The 19,516-nt window shown below is 73.7% G+C and carries 16 protein-coding genes and 1 tRNA gene; 4 read left to right on the forward strand and 13 right to left on the reverse strand.

The features are described 5' to 3' along the window. Window positions 1-157: 157 nt before the first annotated feature. Window positions 158-583 carry a hypothetical protein gene (locus ACFWPT_RS39030; protein ID WP_350877715.1) on the reverse strand — a complete coding sequence of 142 codons (426 nt, stop codon included), beginning with the start codon at window positions 581-583 and terminating at the stop codon, window positions 158-160. 287 nt (window positions 584-870) lie between these two features. Next, window positions 871-1,770 (reverse strand): 16S rRNA (cytidine(1402)-2'-O)-methyltransferase, encoded by a 900-nt coding sequence (gene rsmI, locus ACFWPT_RS39035; RefSeq protein ID WP_380345710.1) that lies wholly within the window; start codon window positions 1,768-1,770, stop codon window positions 871-873. A gap of 106 nt (window positions 1,771-1,876) precedes the next feature. On the opposite strand from rsmI, the gene ACFWPT_RS39040 reads away from it, so the two are divergent. Together ACFWPT_RS39040 and ACFWPT_RS39045 are read left to right on the forward strand one after the other, a co-directional pair. Continuing rightward, window positions 1,877-3,745 carry a dolichyl-phosphate-mannose--protein mannosyltransferase gene (locus ACFWPT_RS39040; RefSeq protein WP_079135665.1) on the forward strand — a complete coding sequence of 623 codons (1,869 nt, stop codon included), beginning with the start codon at window positions 1,877-1,879 and terminating at the stop codon, window positions 3,743-3,745. A 174-nt stretch (window positions 3,746-3,919) separates the two neighbouring features. Then, window positions 3,920-5,686: a penicillin-binding transpeptidase domain-containing protein gene (locus ACFWPT_RS39045; RefSeq protein ID WP_380487673.1), complete on the forward strand. Its 1,767-nt coding sequence runs from the start codon at window positions 3,920-3,922 to the stop codon at window positions 5,684-5,686. A gap of 25 nt (window positions 5,687-5,711) precedes the next feature. On the opposite strand, the gene ACFWPT_RS39050 is transcribed toward ACFWPT_RS39045, so the two are convergent. The 6 genes from ACFWPT_RS39050 to ACFWPT_RS39075 all read right to left on the reverse strand — a co-directional run bounded on the left by ACFWPT_RS39050 (window position 5,712) and on the right by ACFWPT_RS39075 (window position 13,576). Then, complete coding sequence (locus ACFWPT_RS39050) at window positions 5,712-7,121, reverse strand: glycosyltransferase 87 family protein (protein WP_380487675.1); 1,410 nt, start codon at window positions 7,119-7,121, stop codon at window positions 5,712-5,714. A gap of 124 nt (window positions 7,122-7,245) precedes the next feature. Beyond that, a complete protein-coding gene (locus ACFWPT_RS39055) occupies window positions 7,246-8,805 on the reverse strand; it encodes an amino acid permease (protein WP_380487677.1) in 1,560 nt (519 codons plus the stop codon). Between the two features lie 170 nt (window positions 8,806-8,975). Next, on the reverse strand, window positions 8,976-10,496 hold the full coding sequence (locus tag ACFWPT_RS39060; protein WP_380487679.1) for a penicillin-binding transpeptidase domain-containing protein: 1,521 nt from the start codon (window positions 10,494-10,496) through the stop codon (window positions 8,976-8,978). Beyond that, a complete protein-coding gene (locus tag ACFWPT_RS39065; protein WP_380345720.1) occupies window positions 10,496-11,860 on the reverse strand; it encodes an FtsW/RodA/SpoVE family cell cycle protein in 1,365 nt (454 codons plus the stop codon). The genes ACFWPT_RS39060 and ACFWPT_RS39065 overlap by 1 nt, the downstream gene beginning before the upstream one ends. A gap of 187 nt (window positions 11,861-12,047) precedes the next feature. Further along, on the reverse strand, window positions 12,048-12,731 hold the full coding sequence (locus ACFWPT_RS39070; protein WP_380487681.1) for an ABC transporter: 684 nt from the start codon (window positions 12,729-12,731) through the stop codon (window positions 12,048-12,050). After that, window positions 12,728-13,576: an ATP-binding cassette domain-containing protein gene (locus ACFWPT_RS39075; RefSeq protein ID WP_380487683.1), complete on the reverse strand. Its 849-nt coding sequence runs from the start codon at window positions 13,574-13,576 to the stop codon at window positions 12,728-12,730. The genes ACFWPT_RS39070 and ACFWPT_RS39075 overlap by 4 nt, the downstream gene beginning before the upstream one ends. A 186-nt stretch (window positions 13,577-13,762) precedes the next feature. Here ACFWPT_RS39075 and ACFWPT_RS39080 point away from each other — a divergent pair, with 186 nt between their 5' ends. Both ACFWPT_RS39080 and ACFWPT_RS39085 read left to right on the forward strand, forming a co-directional pair. After that, entirely contained in the window at window positions 13,763-15,082 is a 1,320-nt protein-coding gene (locus tag ACFWPT_RS39080) for a VWA domain-containing protein (RefSeq protein ID WP_380487685.1), read from the forward strand. Window positions 15,083-15,084: 2 nt separating this feature from the next. After that, window positions 15,085-15,972 carry a peptidase gene (locus tag ACFWPT_RS39085; protein WP_380487687.1) on the forward strand — a complete coding sequence of 296 codons (888 nt, stop codon included), beginning with the start codon at window positions 15,085-15,087 and terminating at the stop codon, window positions 15,970-15,972. Between the two features lie 238 nt (window positions 15,973-16,210). On the opposite strand, the gene ACFWPT_RS39090 is transcribed toward ACFWPT_RS39085, so the two are convergent. The 5 genes from ACFWPT_RS39090 to moaC all read right to left on the reverse strand — a co-directional run bounded on the left by ACFWPT_RS39090 (window position 16,211) and on the right by moaC (window position 19,251). Continuing rightward, window positions 16,211-16,284: transfer RNA gene (locus ACFWPT_RS39090), tRNA-Ala, on the reverse strand. A gap of 82 nt (window positions 16,285-16,366) precedes the next feature. Further along, on the reverse strand, window positions 16,367-17,497 hold the full coding sequence (gene glpR, locus ACFWPT_RS39095) for a gephyrin-like molybdotransferase receptor GlpR (protein WP_380487689.1): 1,131 nt from the start codon (window positions 17,495-17,497) through the stop codon (window positions 16,367-16,369). Window positions 17,498-17,646: 149 nt separating this feature from the next. After that, on the reverse strand, window positions 17,647-18,231 hold the full coding sequence (locus tag ACFWPT_RS39100) for a GNAT family N-acetyltransferase (protein ID WP_380372783.1): 585 nt from the start codon (window positions 18,229-18,231) through the stop codon (window positions 17,647-17,649). Between the two features lie 38 nt (window positions 18,232-18,269). After that, a complete protein-coding gene (locus tag ACFWPT_RS39105) occupies window positions 18,270-18,773 on the reverse strand; it encodes a molybdenum cofactor biosynthesis protein B (RefSeq protein WP_063348079.1) in 504 nt (167 codons plus the stop codon). A gap of 37 nt (window positions 18,774-18,810) precedes the next feature. After that, window positions 18,811-19,251 (reverse strand): cyclic pyranopterin monophosphate synthase MoaC, encoded by a 441-nt coding sequence (moaC, locus tag ACFWPT_RS39110; RefSeq protein ID WP_380372816.1) that lies wholly within the window; start codon window positions 19,249-19,251, stop codon window positions 18,811-18,813. Window positions 19,252-19,516: the final 265 nt, after the last annotated feature.

Here is a 19,516-nt window from a genome sequence, read left to right on the forward strand (position 1 = left end):
GGTCTGCTGGGGCCGCCTGGGACGCAATGATGTGCCGGCCCCCCCCGCAGCCGTCGCCCGTATACGCGATCGCGGGGCGCGGGGGGGGGCCGCCCGCCGCGCTGCTCGCGGCGGGCGGCCCCCGGTGCGCCCCCGCGTGCGCTCCCGGTGTCGGCGGTCAGCCCAGCAGCCGCGACCAGAACCGGGCCCAGCGTCCGCGCGGCTTCACGGGGTCGGACACCGGGGGCGCCCCGGCCGGCTCGGCGTGCGCCGGGTAGCCGGGAGCGTGGTGCCAGGACTGGTCGGCGGTGGCGACCCGGCCCTCGCGCATGATCCGGACGGTGTGTCCGCCACACCCCGGGCAGGTCGGCTTGAGCAGCGGGGACGGTACCCGGACACCGTTGGCGTGGTATTCGAACACGACGTGCCCGTCCTTGCCGGCGTGGTGCTCGATGTCGTACGCCTGCTCCCAGCCGTACCCGCATCGCAGGCAGGCGAAGGAGTAGGCCTCCCGCACGGTCTCGACGGGAGTGTGCGGCCTTCCGGCCAGGCCGGGGGCGCTCAGCGCGTTGCCACCGAGGGGGCTACCGATCATCTCGCTCATAGCCGTCTCCCAGCGCCCGCCGGGCGCTCGCCCGGCTGGGTCTTTCCATTCCAGGAAATGCCCTGACGGCCTCGGCCGATGCCCTGCTTGTGAAGAGTTGGACGCGGGTTGGGAACTCCTATACGAAAGGCCTGGATCGTTCCGGAAACCGCGACCGAATCTTCAGCTCCGTGGGCGTTTACCGGGGCCTTCCCTCAAAGGTACGACTCCCCCGGAGTCACGCAACCCCCGGAATTCACCCCTCTTTCAGGGCCCCGTCCCGGCCGCCGCCGGGCCCGCTTCCGGCGCTACTTCCCGGCCCCGTTCCCGGCCCCCTTCGCGGCCCCGCCCCCGGCCTCGTTCTTCGCCTCGTTCTTGGCCGCCACCACCGCGTCGAACACCTCCCGCTTCGGCAGCGCGAGCTCCGCCGCGACGGCCGCGATGGCCTCCTTGCGGCGCTCCCCGGCCTCCTCCCGGACGGCCACCAGCCGGGCCAGCTCGGCGGGGGTGAGCTCCTGCGGCGCCGCCGGCGGGGCGCCCGCGACGACGACGGTGATCTCGCCCCTGACGCCTTCGGCGGCCCAGGCCGCCAGGTCGCCGAGGGGCCCGCGCTTCACCTCCTCGTACGTCTTGGTGAGCTCGCGGCAGACGGCGGCGGGCCGGTCGGCGCCGAACGCCTCGGCCATCGCGGCGAGCGCCTCGGCGATCCGGTGCGGCGCCTCGAAGAAGACCATGGTGCGCGGCTCGGCCGCGATCGAGGCGAGCTGCCGGGCCCGGTCGCCGGTCTTGCGCGGCAGGAAGCCCTCGAAGGTGAAGCGGTCGACGGGCAGGCCGGACAGCGCGAGCGCGGTGAGCACGGCGGACGGCCCGGGCACCGCGGTGACCTTGACGTCGGCCTCGACGGCGGCGGCGACCAGCCGGTAGCCGGGGTCGGAGACGGACGGCATGCCGGCGTCGGTGACCAGCAGCACCCGGGCGCCGCCGAGCAGTGCCTCGACCAGTTCGGGGGTGCGGCCGACCTCGTTGCCCTCGAAGTAGGAGACCACCCGCCCGGCCGGGGTCACCCCGAGCGCCTGGGTGAGCCGGCGCAGCCGCCGGGTGTCCTCGGCCGCGATCACGTCCGCCGTGGCCAGTTCGGTGAGCAGCCGGGGCGGGGCGTCCGAGACGTCGCCGATGGGGGTGCCTGCGAGAACGAGTACTCCTGTCACGGGCCCCATCCTTGCAGCTACCGCGGCCCGGGGGCTTTTGGTGACGATTCGGGCAGCTTCCGAGGGAGCGGTCACACGTGCGAGAAGCGCCCCTACGATGTGGCGGATGAACGGCGACACGGCGGCTCGCACGCCCACTGGTACAGACCACACCGCGCAGGATGGCGGCGACGTGGCCGGCCTGCCGTCCTCCGCCGTCCCGGCTCCGCGGCCCGCCGACCAGGCCGGGAGCCCCGCGCAGCACGACCGACCCGACCAACCCGGCAGCCCGGATCAAGCCGGCAGCGCCGCGCGGAGCTGGCGCGAGCGGCTGGCCGGGTTCGGCTACGCCGGCCGCCCGGTGGCCCCGCTGGCCGAGCGCCTGGCCCCGCCGATGCCGGACGGCCCCGGGGTGACCCCGGCGGTGGTGCCCCCGTCTCCGCTGCTGCTGCGGCTGGGCGTGTCCGTGCCGCCGGCCGTGTGGTCGTGGCTGTGCCGCTGGTCCGGCTGGCTGGGCCCGATCGCGGTGGCGGTGTTCGCCGGGATCCTGCGCTTCACCAACCTCGGCCAGCCGCACGCGATCATCTTCGACGAGACGTACTACGCCAAGGACGCCTACGCGCTCTGGCACGGCGGCTACGAGATCAACTGGCCGGACGGCGCCAACGAGCAGATCATGACGCCCGGCGCGGCCGTCCCGTACCGCTCGACGGCGTCCTACGTGGTCCATCCGCCGGTGGGCAAGTGGATCATCGGCGCCGGCGAGATGCTGTTCGGCATGAACCCCTTCGGCTGGCGGTTCGCGGTGGCCCTGCTCGGCACGCTGTCGGTGCTGATGGTGGCCAGGATCGCCCGCCGGCTGTTCCGCTCGACCCTGCTGGGCTGCGTGGCCGGCCTGCTGCTCTCGGTGGACGGCCTGCACCTGGTGCTCAGCCGCGCCGCGCTGCTGGACCTGGTGGTGATGTTCTGGATCCTCGCCGCCTTCGGTTTCCTACTGCTGGACCGCGACCGCACCCGGGCCCGGCTGGCCGACCGGCTCGGCGGGGTGGCGGACGCGGTGCTGGCGCAGCGGGCGAACCTGGGCTGGCGCCCGTACCGGATCGCGGCCGGCGTCTGCGTCGGCCTGACCTGCGCCACCAAGTGGAGCGGCCTGTACGTCGCGGCGGCCTTCGGCGTGATGACGGTGCTGTGGGACGTCGGCGCCCGCCGCCTGGCCGGGGCCCCGCGCCCGTACCTGGCGACGCTCGCCCGGGACGTGGTGCCGGCCTTCGTGTCGGTCGTGGTGGTGTCGCTGGTCGTCTACGTCACGTCCTGGTGGGGCTGGTTCGCCAGCAGCAACGTGCCGGGCAAGGGCGGCTGGGGCCGGGACTGGGCGGTCGGCCGCTCGACGGACTACCCGTGGATACCCGAGGGGCTGCGCGCCCTGTGGCACTACCACTCGACGGTCTACGACTTCCACACCCACCTGAGCGACCCGCACACCTACCAGTCGAACCCGTGGTCCTGGCTGGTGCTGGGCCGGCCGGTCTCGTTCTTCTACGAGTCCCCCAAGCAGGGCCAGAGCGGCTGCACGGCCGCCGAGTGCGCCCGCGAGGTGCTGGGCATCGGCACCCCGCTGCTGTGGTGGGCGGCCGTGGTGGCGCTGGTGTACTGCCTGTGGCGCTGGGTGGCGCGGCGGGACTGGCGGGCCGGAGCGGTGCTGTGCGGCCTGGCCGCCGGCTACCTGCCGTGGTTCGCCTACCAGCAGCGGACGATCTTCCTCTTCTACGCGGTGGTGTTCGTCCCGTTCCTGGTGCTCGCGGTGACCATGCTGGTCGGTGCGCTGATCGGGCCGCCGGGCGCCTCCCGGGACCGCCGGATCATCGGTTCGGCGGCGGCCGGGCTGCTGGTGCTGCTGATCGTGTGGAACTTCCTCTTCTTCTTCCCGCTGTTCACCGGGCAGACGATTCCGATGGACGACTGGCGCCAGCGGATGTGGTTCAACAGCTGGATCTGATCGACACCGCTGTTCCCTGAATCGTCCGTATGCGGTGCACGACACGTACCAGATCCGTCACAACTCGCGGGCATTTCGTCGGCGCACCGATCGGCGCTGCCTAGGGTGGGGGGAACAGCGTGTCCGGCCCCGGTCGGTTGCGCCCGTCCGGCAGACCCTTGGGGGAACAGCACCATGCGCAGAGGCGCGAAGATCGGCATCATCACCGGCGTCTCCGTCGCCGTGCTCGCAGGCGGTGGCTACGGGGCGTACAGCCTGATGGGCGGCTCGAACTCCGGATCGTCCTCGGCGAAGAAGCCCCGCACGGTGGTCGCCGAGCCGCCCTCGGCCGAGCAGGCGACCAACGGTGCGAAGGACTTCCTGGCGGCCTGGGCGGCCGGCGAGCTGGACAAGGCGGCCGCGCTGACGGACGACCCGGCCGCGGCCACCACCGCGCTGACGGCGTTCCGCGACCAGGTCAAGCCGAGCGCGCTGACCCTGGCCCCGGCCGGCCCGGCCACCCCGCAGGCCTTCGCCTCGGCCACCGGCACCCCCGCGCCGGCCAAGCCCTCCGCCGGAGCCTCGGCCACGCCGTCGGCGGGCGCGACCCCGGGTGCCACCGACTCGCCGTCAGCCTCCGCCTCGGCCGGCCCCGCCGGTGTGCTGATGGGCTTCAAGGCGCGCGCCGAGTTCGCCGGCACCAACCGGGTCTGGGACTACAACGGCTTCCTGAACGTCGTGAAGATGAGCGACAACACCCCGGCCGTGCACTGGGCGCCGACGGTGATCCACCCGCACCTGTCCGGCAACGAGACGATCGCCACCCAGCAGGTCTTCGCCCCGCCGTCCACCGTGGTGGACCGCAACGGCAAGCCGCTGCAGGGCGCATCGCTCACCCCGGCGCTGCTGTCCACCCTCCAGGACAACGCCCACAAGCTGCTGCCGCCGGACCCGAACAAGGACCAGGACGCGGGCAGCGCGGTGGTGATCAGCGACCCGGCCGGCAAGGGGGCCGCGGACAAGCTGTTCACCATCGTCGAGCCCAAGCCCGGCAAGCCGTTCAAGGTGACCATCGACAACACCATCCAGGCGGCGGCCGAGAAGGCGATGACGGACCTGGGCGGCAAGTCCGGATCCGTCGCCGCGATCGAGCCGAGCACCGGCCAGGTGCTGGCCTTCGCCAACGCGCCGGCCAACGGTCAGAACCGGGCCTTCACCGGCCTGCTCGCGCCCGGCTCGACGATGAAGATCGTCACCTCGACGGCGCTGCTGGAGACCGGGGTCAACCCGGACACCGTGGTGGCCTGCCCGGAGAAGAGCAGCAACCCGGTCGCGATCCCGAACGACTTCCCGGGCGCCTTCCCCAACAACACGCTCCAGCAGGACTTCATGATGTCCTGCAACACGGCCTTCATCAATCAGGGCCTGACCAGCCTCAAGCCCGAGACGCTGTCCAGCACGGCCAAGGACGTGTTCGGCATCGGCCTGGAGTGGAAGACCGGCCTGCCGAACACCGACGGCAAGGTGCCGCCGACGCCGGGCAGCAAGGACGAGCAGGCCATGAACTACATCGGCCAGGGCAAGGTCCAGATGAACCCGCTGGCCATCGCCTCGATCACCGCGACCGTCCAGAGCGGCGCGTTCAAGCAGCCGATCCTGGTCCCCGGCCTGCCGCAGCAGGCGGCGGCCCGCCAGATCGCGCCGGACGTCGCGGGCAAGCTGCGCGCGATGATGAACGCCACCGCCACCGGCGGCACGGCCAAGGACGTGATGGCCGGGATCACCGACAACGCGGGTGCCAAGACCGGCTCCGCCGAGGTCGCCGGCGCGTCCACCACCAACAGCTGGTTCACCGCCTTCCGCGGCAACATCGCGGTCGCCGCCGAGGTGCAGGGCGGCGGCCACGGCGTGGACGCGGCCGGCCCGGCCGTCGCCTCGCTGCTCAAGGCCGCGGGCCGCTAGAACAACCCGTCCGACCGGAGCCCGCTCAGCCCCGCGGCAGGGCGGGCTCCGGTCTGCCCGGGAGCCGGTGCGGCGGGATCGGGCGCCGGCTGCTCCAGCGCCGGGCCGCCAGCCGCGGCCAGATCACCAGGACCACCGGCAGGGCGAGGTAGCCGAACCGCCCGGCCGGGGCGAGCATGAACGCGATCGCCAGCCCGGCGGCCAGCAGGTCGGCGGCCGCGATCGCGGACACCGGCGGCCGGGCGAGCAGCCAGATGGCCACCCCGATCCCGCCCATGGTCATCAGCGCCAGCGAGACGGAGTGCCCGGTCGGCCCGAAGCCGGCCAGCACCTTGCCGGGCAGCGGGCTGCCGGCCGGGGTGCGGATGGCGGTGAGCCCGAGCGGGAAGCGCACCACCTGCTCGCGCAGCGCGTCCGCCCGGGTCAGCACGGAGGGCAGGAGCACGGCCAGGCCGGTGCCGAGCGCGATCAGGGTGGTCCGGGCGGCGGGCCGGCGGCCGTACAGCCGCCACAGCAGCAGGGCGGCGACCGGCAGCGCCGGCCAGGCCGTCCACTTGAGGGTGCAGGCGAGGGCGAGCACCAGGCCGGCGCCGACGGTGCGGTCCCGCTCGGCGAGTGCCATGGCGAGGCAGCAGAGGCCGATCAGCGGCAGGTCCACCCCGCCGACGACGAGGGCCAGCGAGATCAGCGGCGAGGCGGTGAGCACGACGAGCGGCAGCAGCGGCGCGCGCTCGCGGGTGGGCCGCAGCAGCCGCCAGCTGGCCAGCAGGCAGACCACGAAGGCCAGCGCGAACCAGATCCGGGCGTCCCCGGCGACCTGGGCGAGGTCGGAGCCGTCGCCCAGCAGTTGGCGCGGCATCCCGAACAGGGTCATGGCCGGCAGGTACGGGTTGTAGTCGGTGACGACCACCGGGTGCGGCAGGTACGGGCTGCCGGTGGTGAGCAGCAGGTGGGCCGAGCGTTCGACCACCATCACCTCGGACTGGTGGCGGCCCTGCACGGCGAGCAGGGCGAGCGGCGCGAGGACGGCCCCGGCGAGGGCGACCACGGCGGCGGCGCGGGCCGCGTAGCGGCGCGGCAGGGTGAGGCAGAGCAGCCCGGCCAGGACGTAGGCGGGGGCCGCGATGAAACCCCACATCCGCTGGTTGGGCAGGTCGGAGACGAGCGGGAAGGCGGCCGCCCAGCCGGCCGCGATCAGGCAGCCGAGCAGTTGGACGGTGCGCATCGAGGCGAGTCGGGCGGGATTCAGCCGATCGGGCGTGGGTGGGAACGTGCTCTCGCCACGCTGGCGGGGGAACGGCCGACTGGAGAAGCCGAGGGGCGGTCGTCCTGGTCCGGACGGCGCTGCGGCGGGGGTCGGCGGGGCCGGCGTTCTGCTGCGGCCGGTGAAGCGGCCGCGCGGGCGGGAGAAGCCGGGCGTGCGGGTGCTCACCATGGTGGAAGGTTATGGGTGGTGGCCGGGCCCTGTCGCCATGGCGTGGGGCACGTGGCGGGAGGCGGCATGAGGGGGGCCGCCGAGTGTCGTGGTCGGCGGCCCCTCATGTCCGGATTCTTCCGGCTCAGCTGTTGCGGGGGCCGGTGGAGCTGTCCGCCGCGGCGGCCTGTGCCTGCTGCTCCAGCTTGGAGTGCTTGATGCTGTAGCCGAAGTAGACGACCACGGCGACGGCGAGGGCGATCGCGCCGGCCCGGAAGGTGTCGGCGTGCAGGCCGGTGATCAGGTAGGCGCAGAAGGCGACGCTGAGCAGCGGGACGACCGGGTAGCCGGGGACCTTGAAGCCGCGCGGCAGGTCGGGCTGGGTGCGGCGCAGGATGATCACGCCGATCGAGACGACCGAGAAGGCGATGAGCGTCCCGAGGCTGGTGATGTCGGCCAGCTCCTTCAGCGGGACGAAGGCGGCCAGCGTGCCGACGCCGAGGCCCACCACGAGGGTGTTCCAGACCGGGGTGCCGGTGCGCGGGGAGAGTTCGGCGAAGCGCTTGGGCAGCATGCCGTCGCGGCCCATGGAGTACAGGATGCGGGTCTGGCCGTAGATCACCACGAGGGTGATGCTGAAGATCGAGATGATCGCGCCGATCGCGAAGACGATCGAGGGCCAGGTCTGGCCGGTGATGTCCTGGAGGATCTGGGCGAGGCCGGCCTCCTGGCCCTCGAACTTCTGCCACGGCTGGGCGCCGATGCCGGCGAGGGCGACCAGGATGTAGAGCAGGGTCACCACGACCAGCGAGATGATGATCGCCAGCGGCAGGGTGCGGCGCGGGTTCTTGACCTCCTCACCGGCGGTGGACACGGCGTCCAGGCCGATGAAGGAGAAGAAGATGCTGGACGCGGCGACCTGCACGCCGCCGATGCCGAGCGGCATGAACGGGGTCAGGTTGCCGGAGTGGAAGCCGGTGAGCGCGATGCCGACGAACAGCAGCAGGATCAGGATCTTGATCCCGACCATGGCCGCGTTGACCTTCACCGACTCGCTGACGCCGCGGGTGAGCAGCACGCAGACCATCGCGACCAGCAGCAGCGCCGGCAGGTTGAACCAGTGCGTGAGGTCCGGCGCGCCGGACAGCTGCTCCGGGATGGTGAAGCCGAAGGCCAGGTCGAAGAACTTGTTCAGGTACTCGGCCCAGCTCACCGCGATCGCGGAGGCGGAGACGCCGTACTCCATCAGCAGGCAGATGCCGACGCCGAACGCGACGCCCTCGCCGAGGGTGGCGTAGGCGTAGGAGTACGAGGATCCGGAGACCGGGATCGCGGAGGCCATCTCGGCGTAGCAGAGCGCGGTGAGTCCGGCGGTGACCGCGGCGAGCACGAAGGACAGGATGACGGCCGGTCCGGCCGAGGGCACCGCGCTGCTGAGCACGAAGAAGATGCCGGTGCCGATGGTGGCGCCGATGCCGATCGAGGACAGCTGCCAGAGGCCGATCGTGCGGCGCAGGTGGATGCCGGAGCGTCCGCCCTCCTCGGGCGCACCGGCCGGGAGGCCGTCCTGGCCCTCGCTCTCGGCGATGAGGGACGAGACGGGCTTGCGTCGCAGCAGACGCGCACCGAGAGAGTTGCTGGTCACAACTGCGGTCCTTCTGGGCGGGGGGAGGGTGTCCTGGCGGCCGGTCACTCGACGCGCCATGGGGTGTCATCGGGGACCAACCGAACAAAGATGGGACAGTACCCCGCGAAAGCACCAGTGTCGCAAACGAACAGTCCGGATCGGCGCATTGTACGAATTGGCGCATGAGCCTATACAAACCGGACACTTCGCAGACGGCGGATTCGCCGTCCAGCAGCTAAAGCAGCAGCTCAGCGGCCCAGCACCGCCCGCATCACCGAGCGGGCGATCGGCGCGGCCAGCCCGCCGCCGGTGACGTCCGTGGCGTCACTGTCCGCGATCACCACGGCCACCGCCACCGGTGGCACCGCGTCCGAGCCGGCGGGCTTGGCCCAGGAGATGAACCAGGCGTACGGCGTCCCGCTGTTGTCCACCCCGTGCTGCGCGGTGCCGGTCTTCCCGCCGACCACCGCGCCGCCGATCCGGGCGTTGCCGCCGGTGCCGTTCTCCACCACGTCGGCCATCAGCTTCTGCACCTGCCCGGCCACCGCCGGGGTCATCGCCCGCCGGTACACGGCGGGTTTCATCAGCTGCACCGCGGTGCCGTCGCCCTTCGTCAGCTTGTCCACGAGCTGTGGGCGCATCACCGTCCCGTCGTTGGCGATCCCGGCCGCGACCATCGCCATCACCAGCGGGGTCGCCGCGGTGTCGAACTGCCCGATCGAGGAGAGCGCCACCTGCGACTGGTTCATCGTGGTGTCGAAGTTGGACCGGGCCGGGCGCACCGGCATGTCCAGCCTGGCGTCGTTGAAGCCGAAGTTCTCGGCCATCGCCACCATCGGGCCCAGCCCGGTCCGCACCCCGAGGTAGCCCAGCACGCTGTTGCAGCTGTAGACCATCGCGGTGTCCAGCGACTGGCCGGGCCGGTCGCACGCCGAGGTGTCGTTGACCAGCGGCGTGGTCGTCCCGGGCAGCACGTACGGGAACGGCGCGTCGGTCGGCGCTTCGGGGTCGGTGACCACCCCGGCCGCGAGCGCGGCCGCCGCCGTGACCACCTTGAAGGTCGAGCCCGGCGGGTAGGTCTGGCGCAGCGCCCGGTTGAGCATCGGCTGGTCGGTGTCGGCCTGCAGCCGGTTCCAGGCGGCCTGGTCGGCCGCGGCGGAGCCGGCGAAGCTGCCCGGGTCGTAGGACGGCGTGCTGGCCAGGGCGAGGATCCGGCCGGTGGCCGGCTCGATCGCGGCCACCGCGCCCTTCTGGCTGCCGAGCCCGCGCACCGCGGCCTCCTGGGCGGCCCGGTTCAGGGTGGTGTAGACGTCCCCGCCGGGGTTCTGCCTGCGGGCGACGGCGTCCCAGACCGCCCAGCCGGCCAGCCTGCTGTCCGTCCCGGACAGCAGGTCGTCCTCGACCCCCTCCAGCTGGGTGTTGCCGTACGCCTGCGAGGCGAAGCCGGTGACGGCCGCGTACGTCGGGCCGTCGGTGTAGGTGCGCTTGTAGTCGTACCGGCCGCCGGTGGGCTCGGAGCCGGTCACGGTGTCCGCGCCGACCCGGATGTTGCCGCGCGGCTGCGAGTACCGCTCGATGGTGAGCCGCTGGTTGGCGGAGTTGTGGTTGAGGTCCTCGGCCTGGAACACCTGCACCCGGGTGGCCTGGACGCACAGCGCCGCGACCAGCAGCAGGCAGAAGACGCCCGCGCGGCGCCCGGTGACGGAGATGCCGGGCAGGCCCTGCGGCCCGTTGCCCCGGGCGCGCGGACGGGAGCGGGCGCGCGCCATCAGTCCTCCTCCGACCCGGACGCGGACACGGGCAGGACCGGGGCCGGGGCCGGCCGGCGCGCGATGTCGCTCATCCGCACCAGCAACGCCACGATGATCCAGTTGGTGACCACCGAGGAGCCGCCCTGCGCGACGAACGGCAGCGTCATCCCGGTCAGCGGGATGAGGTCGAGCACCCCGCCGGCCACCACGAACACCTGGAGGCCGACGATCGCGGCCAGCCCGATCGCCAGCAGCCGCCCGAACGGGTCGCGCAGCGCGATGCCCGTCCGGAACCCCCGGGAGATCAGCAGCGCGTACAGCAGGAACACCGCGACGAGCCCGGTCAGGCCGAGTTCCTCGCCGATGGTGGCGAGGATGAAGTCCGACTTGGCGGCGAAGCCGATCAGCACCGAGTGCCCGTTGCCGAGCCCGGTGCCCAGTTCCCCGCCCCAGGCGAAGGCGAACAGCGACTGGGCGATCTGGTTGGCGCCCTTGCCCGCCGCGATCGAGCCCAGCGGGTCCAGCCAGTCCGTCACCCGGCTGTGCACGTGCGGCGAGAGCCAGCCCACCGTGGCCGCCCCGACCGCCGCCAGGGCCAGCCCGATCACGATCCACCCGGTGCGCGCGGTGGCCACGTACAGCATCACCACGAACAGGCCGAAGAACAGCAGCGAGGTGCCGAGGTCCGTCTCCAGCACCAGGACGCCGACGAACGCCGCCCAGATCAGCAGCACCGGCCCGAGCACCCGGCCGCGCGGCAGCTGCCAGCGCCAGACCCGGCGGCCGGTGAGCGCCAGCGCGTCCCGGTGCACCGCCAGGTAGGCGGCGAAGAAGACGGCCAGCAGGATCTTGGCGAACTCCCCCGGCTGGAAGGACAGCGGCCCGATGACGATCCAGATCCGCGAGCCGTACACCGGCGGGAAGAAGATCGGCAGCACCAGCAGGACCAGCGCCACCAGCGCCCCGAGGTAGGCGTACCGCTGCAGCCGCCGGTGGTCGCGCACCAGCAGCACGACCGCGATGAACAGCGCCACCCCCAGGCTCGACCAGAGCAGCTGGGTGGAGGCCGCGCCGGCGCCCGAGGTGGCGCGGTCGAGCCGGTAGATCACCACCAGGCCGATCCCGTTGAGCAGCACCGCGATCGGCAGCAGCAGCGGGTCCGCGTACCGGGCCCGCCGGCGGACCACGGCGTGCGCCAGCAGGGCGAGCACGCCGAGCGCGGCGCCGTACTCGGCCGCGCCGGCCGGCACCCTGCCGTCCAGGTTGACGCCGACCTCGACGTAGCCGAACACGGCGATCAGCACGGCGGCCAGGACCAGCAGCAGCTCGGTGGTGCGCCTGGTCGGCACCGGCCGGCTCGGCCGGGCTGCGGTTCTCGTCACGGCGGGGGGTGTCGCCACGGACCGTCCTGGGGGTCGCGGGGAGCCGGAGCGCTGTTCCGGGGGGATGCCAATCGGGATGGACCGGCGGCACGAAGCCGGTTCACCCAGGTTCGTCACCCTAACGAGCACTATCCATATTTATCGGCTTTTTGCTGCGGTGTGTCCGCTCTTGGCGTGAATCCTCCGCTCACTCGGGCCGCCGTCCGGCCAGCGCCGCCGCCCCGGCCGCCGCCGCGGCCAGCAGGACGGCGGCGAGCGGCAGTTCCGCCCACGGCACGGCGACCCGGCCGGTGCGGGCCGCGGAAACCAGACCGCGGACCGCCGCGTTGGCCGGCGAGAGCGGCGCCACCAGCTCCAGCGCGGCCAGCACCAGCGCCACCGCGATGCCGTACTGCGGCCGCGCCAGCACCGGCCGGTTCGCCAGCGCCCCGGCCGCCACCCCCAGCAGCACGCACACCACCGCGGCCGACGCCCCGGCCGCCAGCGCCGGTCCGACCGGCGGCTGCCGCTCCACCCCCGGGTTGGCCACCGTCCCGCTCAGCCACCACAGCGCCGCCACCTCGGCCGCCGCCAGCGCCAGCCCGGCCGTCAGCGCCGCCAGCAGCGCGCCCAGGTGCACCCGCAGCGGCCCCGCCGCCGCGACCAGGCAGGCCCGCGAGGCCGGCGGCTCCGCCCCGAGCACGCTGCGCACGTACCAGGCGCTCACCGGCAGCAGCACGGCCGCGCCGTAGCCGAGGTCACCCAGCAGCGGGTTGCCCGCCGACACGCCCACCACCAGCAGCAGCGCGTACGCCAGGAACGGCGGCAGCCAGGCGTGCGAGCGCACCAGCAGTTCCAGGTGGTACCGGGTCAGCGCTCCGAGCTGCCTCACCGCTGCCCCTCCCGCTGCCGTACCGCCAGCACCCGGACGGCCGGGCGGCCGAGCAGCAGCCGGCGCAGCAGCGCGTCCGTGTGCGCGGCCGGCACGGTCAGCCGCACGACCGTGCCGGCCAGCGGGGTGAGCCGCGGCGCCCCGGGCAGCCGGGGCGGCAGCGGGGTGCCGTCCGGGACGTCCACCTCGACCTCCATCGTCGGGCCGCCGCCGTCCGGCGCGGGCCCCGCCTCCTCGGCGGGCCGCAGCGCGCCGTCCGCGCCGACCCGGTAGGCGGCGCTGGTCAGCCCGGCCAGCCGGGCCGGGTCGTGGTCGACGAACAGCACCGCCCCGCCGTCCGCCGCCCGCTCGGCGGCCGCCTCGTCCAGCACCGCCCTGGCGTCGGGGTCGAGCCCGGTCCACGCCTCGTCCAGCAGCAGGACCGGGGCCTGCGCGAGCAGCGCCTGCGCGACCGCGACCTTCTGGCAGGTGCCCTTCGACAGCCGGCTCAGCGGCGTGCCCGCCCGGTCCGCGATGCCGAAGCGGTCCAGCCAGTCCCCGGCCCGCCGCCGCGCCCGCTCGGCCGACAGCCCGTGCACCCGGCCCACCCGCAGCAGGTACGAGGCGGCGTCGAACGGCAGCGCGGGCGGGAAGCGTTCTGGCACGTACGCGGCACCGCCCGGGCGGGCCACCCGCCCGGCGGTCGGCCGCTCGATCCCGGCCGCCAGCCGGAGCAGCGTCGACTTGCCGCTCCCGTTCGCCCCGGCGATCCGCACCAACTCCCCCGGCCCGACCGCGAGATCGACCCCGCACAGGACCCACCGCCCGCGCCGCCCGTACCGTTTGCCGACCCCCGTCAGCTCCACCGCGCCCCCACTCCCGCCCGGACTCGCACGAAACCCGCACGGAAGGCTATCCGGCCCGGGTAGGGCGGACGTAAGTCCTCGCAGCCCCGACGGCCTTTCCACGCGCCGGAGTTCACGCCGCGGCGGGGTGGCGCACGATCCGGTCTCGTTTGGCCATCGCGAACTGATGATCCCTAGGATCACCGGGTGACTACCGGACGACGACCAAAGACCAGGCTCGGCAGCCTGCTGGGCGCCCTGGCGATAACGGGCGCCTCGCTGCTCATCGGCCTGCCCGCCCACGCCGACGAACCATCAGCCGGAGCCGCCGCGCCCAAGGAGGCCCCCAGGGTCGACCTCGTCCTGGACGTCAGCGGCTCCATGAACGAGCGGGACATCCAGGGCAAGAGCCGGATCTCGGTGGCCCAGCAGTCGCTGAACGACGTGATCGACGCGCTGCCCGCGGAGACCGAGTTCGGCATCCGCACCCTGGGCGCGAACTACCCCGGCAACGACAAGACCCAGGGCTGCCAGGACACCAAGCAGCTGTACCCGGTCGGCAAGACCAACAAGGTCGAGGCCAAGACCGCCATCGCCACCCTGCGGCCCACCGGCTGGACCCCGATCGGCCTGGCCCTGCGCGGCGCGGCCCAGGACCTCGGCAAGGGCGAGACCACCCGCCGGGTGGTGCTGATCACCGACGGCGAGGACACCTGCACCCCGCCGGACCCCTGCGACGTCGCCCGTGAACTCGCCTCCCAGGGCATCCACCTGGTCGTCGACACCCTCGGCCTGGCCCACGACGACAAGACCCGCCAGCAGCTGCTCTGCATCGCCAACGCGACCGGCGGCACCTACACCGACGTCCGCACCCAGGAGCAGCTCACCGACAAGGTGAAGCAGCTGGTCGACCGCTCCAACGACACCTACGCGGTCACCCCGGTGAAGACCTCCGGCGCCGACAAGTGCGAGAGCGCCCCGGTGCTCGCCCCGGGCGTGTACAGCGACCGCGAGAAGTTCTCCGAGCACCGCGTCTACAAGGTCCCGGTCAAGTCCGGCCAGGAGCTGCGCGCCTCGGTCAGCGTCGGCCTGGACCGCGCGGTGGCCCGGGACTACGGCGTCCTGCTGCAGGCCACCAGCGCGACCGGCCAGGAGCTGGTCCGCGGCACCGACGCCGGCAGCAGCCGCACCGACGTGATCTCCACCGGCCTGCGCTGGTCCACCAGCGACTCCAAGGGCTACATCACCACCGGCCCGGCCTCCTCGTCGAGCGCCAAGCCGGAGACCACCGTCTGCCTGGTCGTCAGCAACTCGCTGGCACCGCAGGCCGGCGTCCAGGCCGACCCCGGCCTGCCGCTGGAACTGACCGTCGACCTGGCCACCGCCTCGTCCGCCCCCGAGGGCGCGGCGATGGGCCTGGGCCGCGGCTGGATCCTGCTGCTCACCCTCACCCTCGCCGGACTGCTGTTCGGCCTGGTGTTCGGCTGGATCGCCCGCTGGCGGATCTCTGTCTGGCGGGAGAACTGACCATGCGACCGACCACGCGCACGACCCTTCGCGGCGCCCTCGCCGCCCTCGCCCTGCTGCCCGCCCTCGCGCTGGCCGCCCCGGCCGCCTCCGCCGCCTCCCCCTCGCCCTCGGCGAGCGCGAGCGGCGCCCCGGCCCCGGCCACCAAGGCCGGCACCTCCTTCCTGACCGCGACCAACCTCTCCCCCGGCCAGGACGCCAACGTCGCCGCCTCCACCGGTGACTACCTGTACTGGGCGTTCGGCGCCTCCGAGGGCCAGACCCCGACGATCGCCCTGACCGTCAACCTGGCCCCCGCGACCGACCGGCACGGCCCGCAGACCTGGTCCGCCGAGGTCTTCGACGGGCTCCGCCGCCGCCAGTCCTGCACCGCCGGCACCCAGAACGCCACCGGCGACCAGAACACCGGCACGCTCACGCTGAGCTGCACCCTGCGTGAGATCCGCTCCTGGGCCGAGCCGTGGTCCGGCGACCCGCTGCCCGGCACCTACTACGTGCGGCTCTCGGTCAGCGACGTCCCGCAGCCCGACCTGGGCCTGGCCACCTCCGTCCAGCTGCACGTCAGCGCCAAGGGCAACGCGGACAACGCCCAGCCGGAGGGCGGCGAGCTCAAGGCCCCGCTGGTCCCGCCGGCCGGCGGCGGCGCCAGCACCGCGAAGGCGGCCGCCCCGGTGGCGGCCGAGGAGCACTGGTACACCGGCTGGTTCTCCGGCTGGAACAGCCGCTGGTACTGGACCATCGGCGGCGGCGCCCTGGCCGCCCTGGCGGGCGTCCTGGGCTACAACCTGACCCGGCACCCGCGCGGCTACCGCCCGCCCCGCTACGGCGCCGTCCCGCCGCAGTCCGGCGCCCCCCAGCCCGGCCCCTACGCCGGCTCCCAGCGCCCCTGACCCACCCCGCCCCACCCCGAGGGCCGGCCGGATTCCCCCGGTCGGCCCTCGGCCGTTCCCACTCCCGTTTCCGCTCCTGCTCCGGCTCCCGCTCCCGTCCGCGACCGACCGTCAGTTCACCGGCCCACCCCGCCGTGACGGTCGTCACACGGCCAACTCCCGCACCCCCGCGCGGGATCGACCCCGGACAACGCAGAAGCCCCGCCCGGTCTGACGACCGGGCGGGGCTTCTGTTGGGTGGAGCTGAGGGGATTCGAACCCCTGACCCCCTCGATGCGAACGAGGTGCGCTACCGGACTGCGCCACAGCCCCAACGAGAAGAAACTCTAGCACCTTCCGGAGGGGGTCCGTGACCACCCCCGGGGATGCGGTGCTGGTCCGGGGGCCGGGGAGGTCACTCGTTGGCCGCGCGGGGGCGGGCGTCGGGGGCCGACGGTTCGGCGTACTGGTCGAACAGCGGGGTGTTGCGGGCGGACTCGGCGGGGCGGCCCGCGGTCCAGGTGCCGGGGGCCGTCAGGTCGAGGCCGCGGGAGACCCTGGGGGCGACCGGCGCCGTGACGTACGTCGGCAGCGGGACGGGCACCGGCTCCCAGGAGTCCGGGCCGGCCGCACCGCGCTCGCGCATGCCGTCGACCCACTCCTCGTGCTCGGTCGCCTCGGCCACCGCGGAGGCGGACGGCGCGGAGACGGCGGCCTCGCCGGGGTCGGCGGCCAGCCGCAGGTGCGGGCGGCGTCCGGCCCGCCCCTCGGCGGCCGGGGCCTGGGCACGAGCCGGGGCGTGGGCCCGGACGTGGGGCTGGGTGTGGACCTGGGCGTGGGCCTGGGTGTCGACGGCCTCGGCGGGGACGCTCCGGGCCGCGGCGCGCTGCTGCTCGCGCTTGCGCAGCCGCTCGGCCGCCTGGGCGGCCCGGGCACGGTCGAGCTTCACCTCGTAGCGCTGGCGCTCCAGCTTGCGCAGGTGGCCGATGTACAGGGTGAGGAGGGTCGCCGGGACGGCCGGGACCCAGAGGAAGGCCAGTCCGGCCACCGCCGCGACCACGGCGCCGAGCGCGAAGGCCAGGAAGAGGGCGGTGACCATCCGGCGCCGGCGGGCCAGCAGCCGGGCCCGGCGCTGCGCCCCGCCGTGCGGTGCGGAGCCCGGACGCTCTCCCCGGGCACCCCGCTCGGGCGAGGGCGCGATCGCGGGCGCGGACACCGGCACCGGCGCGGGTGGAGGCTCGACGGAGGCCGAGGACTCGGGCTCCACGACGGGCGGCGCGGAGTCCGCCGCGGGGTCGCCTGAGGAGGCCCCGTCCCGTCCGGGAGGGCCGTCGCTGCTGTGCTCGTCGTCACGCGGTTCGTCGCCCAGGGCCCGGGCTGCCCGCCGCTCCAGCCCCGAACGCCCGGCCAGCAGGCGGATGGCGGTGCTGAAGCGCTCCGTCGGGCGCGCCTCGTTGAGTTCGTCCTGCCTGCGGAGCCACATCGGCACCAGATAGGCGGCCCAGGCCCCTACGATGACGGCGTAGATAAGGCCGCTACTGCTCACGACCCACACCGTACGGGCGCCGGGAAGGCCTGGCAGCAATTTGGCTCGGCGTGTCGTGTGATCAAGCTGATTCTCCGACTATTTTGCCGGTATTTGTGCCAGTCCGCCGTCGCGGCGATGCCATATCGATATTTGATTCGAACATATATTCAATTACTTGGCCCGTGACCTGAACTGATCGACCGCCAGCGCTCCAGCATCCCCTCCGGCACCTCCTCGGCGGTCAGCGCGTACACCAGGTGGTCCTGCCAGGCGCCGTCGATGTGGAGATAGCGCGGGCGGATTCCCTCCGAGCGGAAGCCGAGCTTTTCCACCACCCGGCGGCTCGGGCCGTTCTCCGGGCGGATGCAGACCTCGATCCGGTGCAGGCCGAGGGTGCGGAAACAGTGGTTGACGGAAAGCGCCACGGCCGTCGGCATGATGCCCCGGCCGGCCACCGCCTCGTCGATCCAGTACCCGACGTTCGCCGAGCACATCGAGCCCCAGGTGATGCCGCCGACGGTCAGCTGGCCCACCAGCTGGCCCTTGTAGAGCACGACGAAGGGCAGCATCCGCCCGGCCGAGCCCTCACCGCGCAGGAAGCGCACCATCTGCCGGAACGTCGGGCGCGGCCCGGCGGCCTGCCCGGCCGGACCGGGCGGGACGGTCGCCTCCCAGCGGCGCAGCCAGTCCCGGTTGCGGAGGCTGACCTCCTGCCACTCGCGCTGGTCGCGGGCCCGGATCGGGCGCAGCACGACCTCTCCCTCGTGGAGTTCTACCGGCCAGCCGGCGTTCAGTGCGCTCTCCCGGAAGCTGGTGCGTCCGGCCGGGGGTGGTCCCCGCCGCCGAGCTGGTCGACGGCGTGGGCGAGCAGCGGTTCGAGGACGGCCAGGCCGTCCTTGACGCCGCCGGTCGAGCCCGGCAGGTTGACGATCAGGGTACGTCCGGCGAGCCCGGCCAGCCCGCGGGAGAGCGCCGAGGTCGGGACCTTCTCCCGGCCGTACGCGCGGATGGACTCGGCGATGCCGGGGACCTGCCGGTCGATCACCCGGGCGGTCATCTCCGGGGTGAGGTCCATCGGCGAGATGCCGGTGCCGCCGGTGGTGAGCACGACGTCGTAGCCGGCCGCGACGGCCTCGCGCAGGACGGCCTCCACCGGCTCGCCGTCCGGGACGACCCGGGGGCCGTCGGCGGTGAAGCCCATCGCGGTCAGGCCGGCCACCAGCAGCGGGCCGCCCCTGTCCTCGTAGACGCCGGCCGAGGCCCGGTTGGAGACCGTTACCGCAAGCGCCCTCATGCGCCCGCCCCCTCGATGGTGAACCCGTTCCGCCCGCTCACTCGCCCGCCTCCGGCGCGAACCAGTCGCCGCTCTTGCCGCCGGTCTTGCTGAGCACCCGGACGGACTCGATGGCGGCGCCCTTGTCCACGGCCTTGACCATGTCGATGACGGTGAGGCCGGCCACCGCGACGGCGGTCAGCGCCTCCATCTCGACGCCGGTGCGGTCGGCGGTCCTCACGGTGGCGGTGATCTCGACGGCGTCGTCCGCGACCGTGAGGTCCACCGTGACGCCGGAGACGGCGATGGGGTGGCAGAGCGGGACCAGGTCGGGGGTCTTCTTGGCGCCCATGATCCCGGCGATCCGGGCCACCGCGAGGGCGTCGCCCTTGGGCACGCCCTCGCCGCGCAGCAGCTCGACCACCTTCGGGGAGACCCGGACCCGGCCGGCCGCGACGGCGGTGCGCGCGGTGGCGGCCTTCTCGGAGACGTCGACCATCCGGGCCGCGCCCTGGTCGTCGACGTGAGTGAGGCGGTCGCCGGGGGGAGGTGTCGTCACGGGTGGCTCCAGGGGCGCGCAGGTGGAATACCGCGCTACCGTACAGCTCCCCCGCCCCACCCCGTGGGAGGGGCCTGGTCCGCGGGACATGTCCCAGGGCGTGTTTCATCATTCGCGTCGGATCAGCGCGCGGCGTTGGGCGCCCGGCTGGGCGTGCCGGCGAAGCGTCCTCGTACTGGGCCGTACTTGGACGTTTCGCCGGTGC

The sequence above is a fragment of the Kitasatospora sp. NPDC058478 genome, from assembly GCF_042720345.1.
Lineage (GTDB): Bacteria > Actinomycetota > Actinomycetes > Streptomycetales > Streptomycetaceae > Kitasatospora.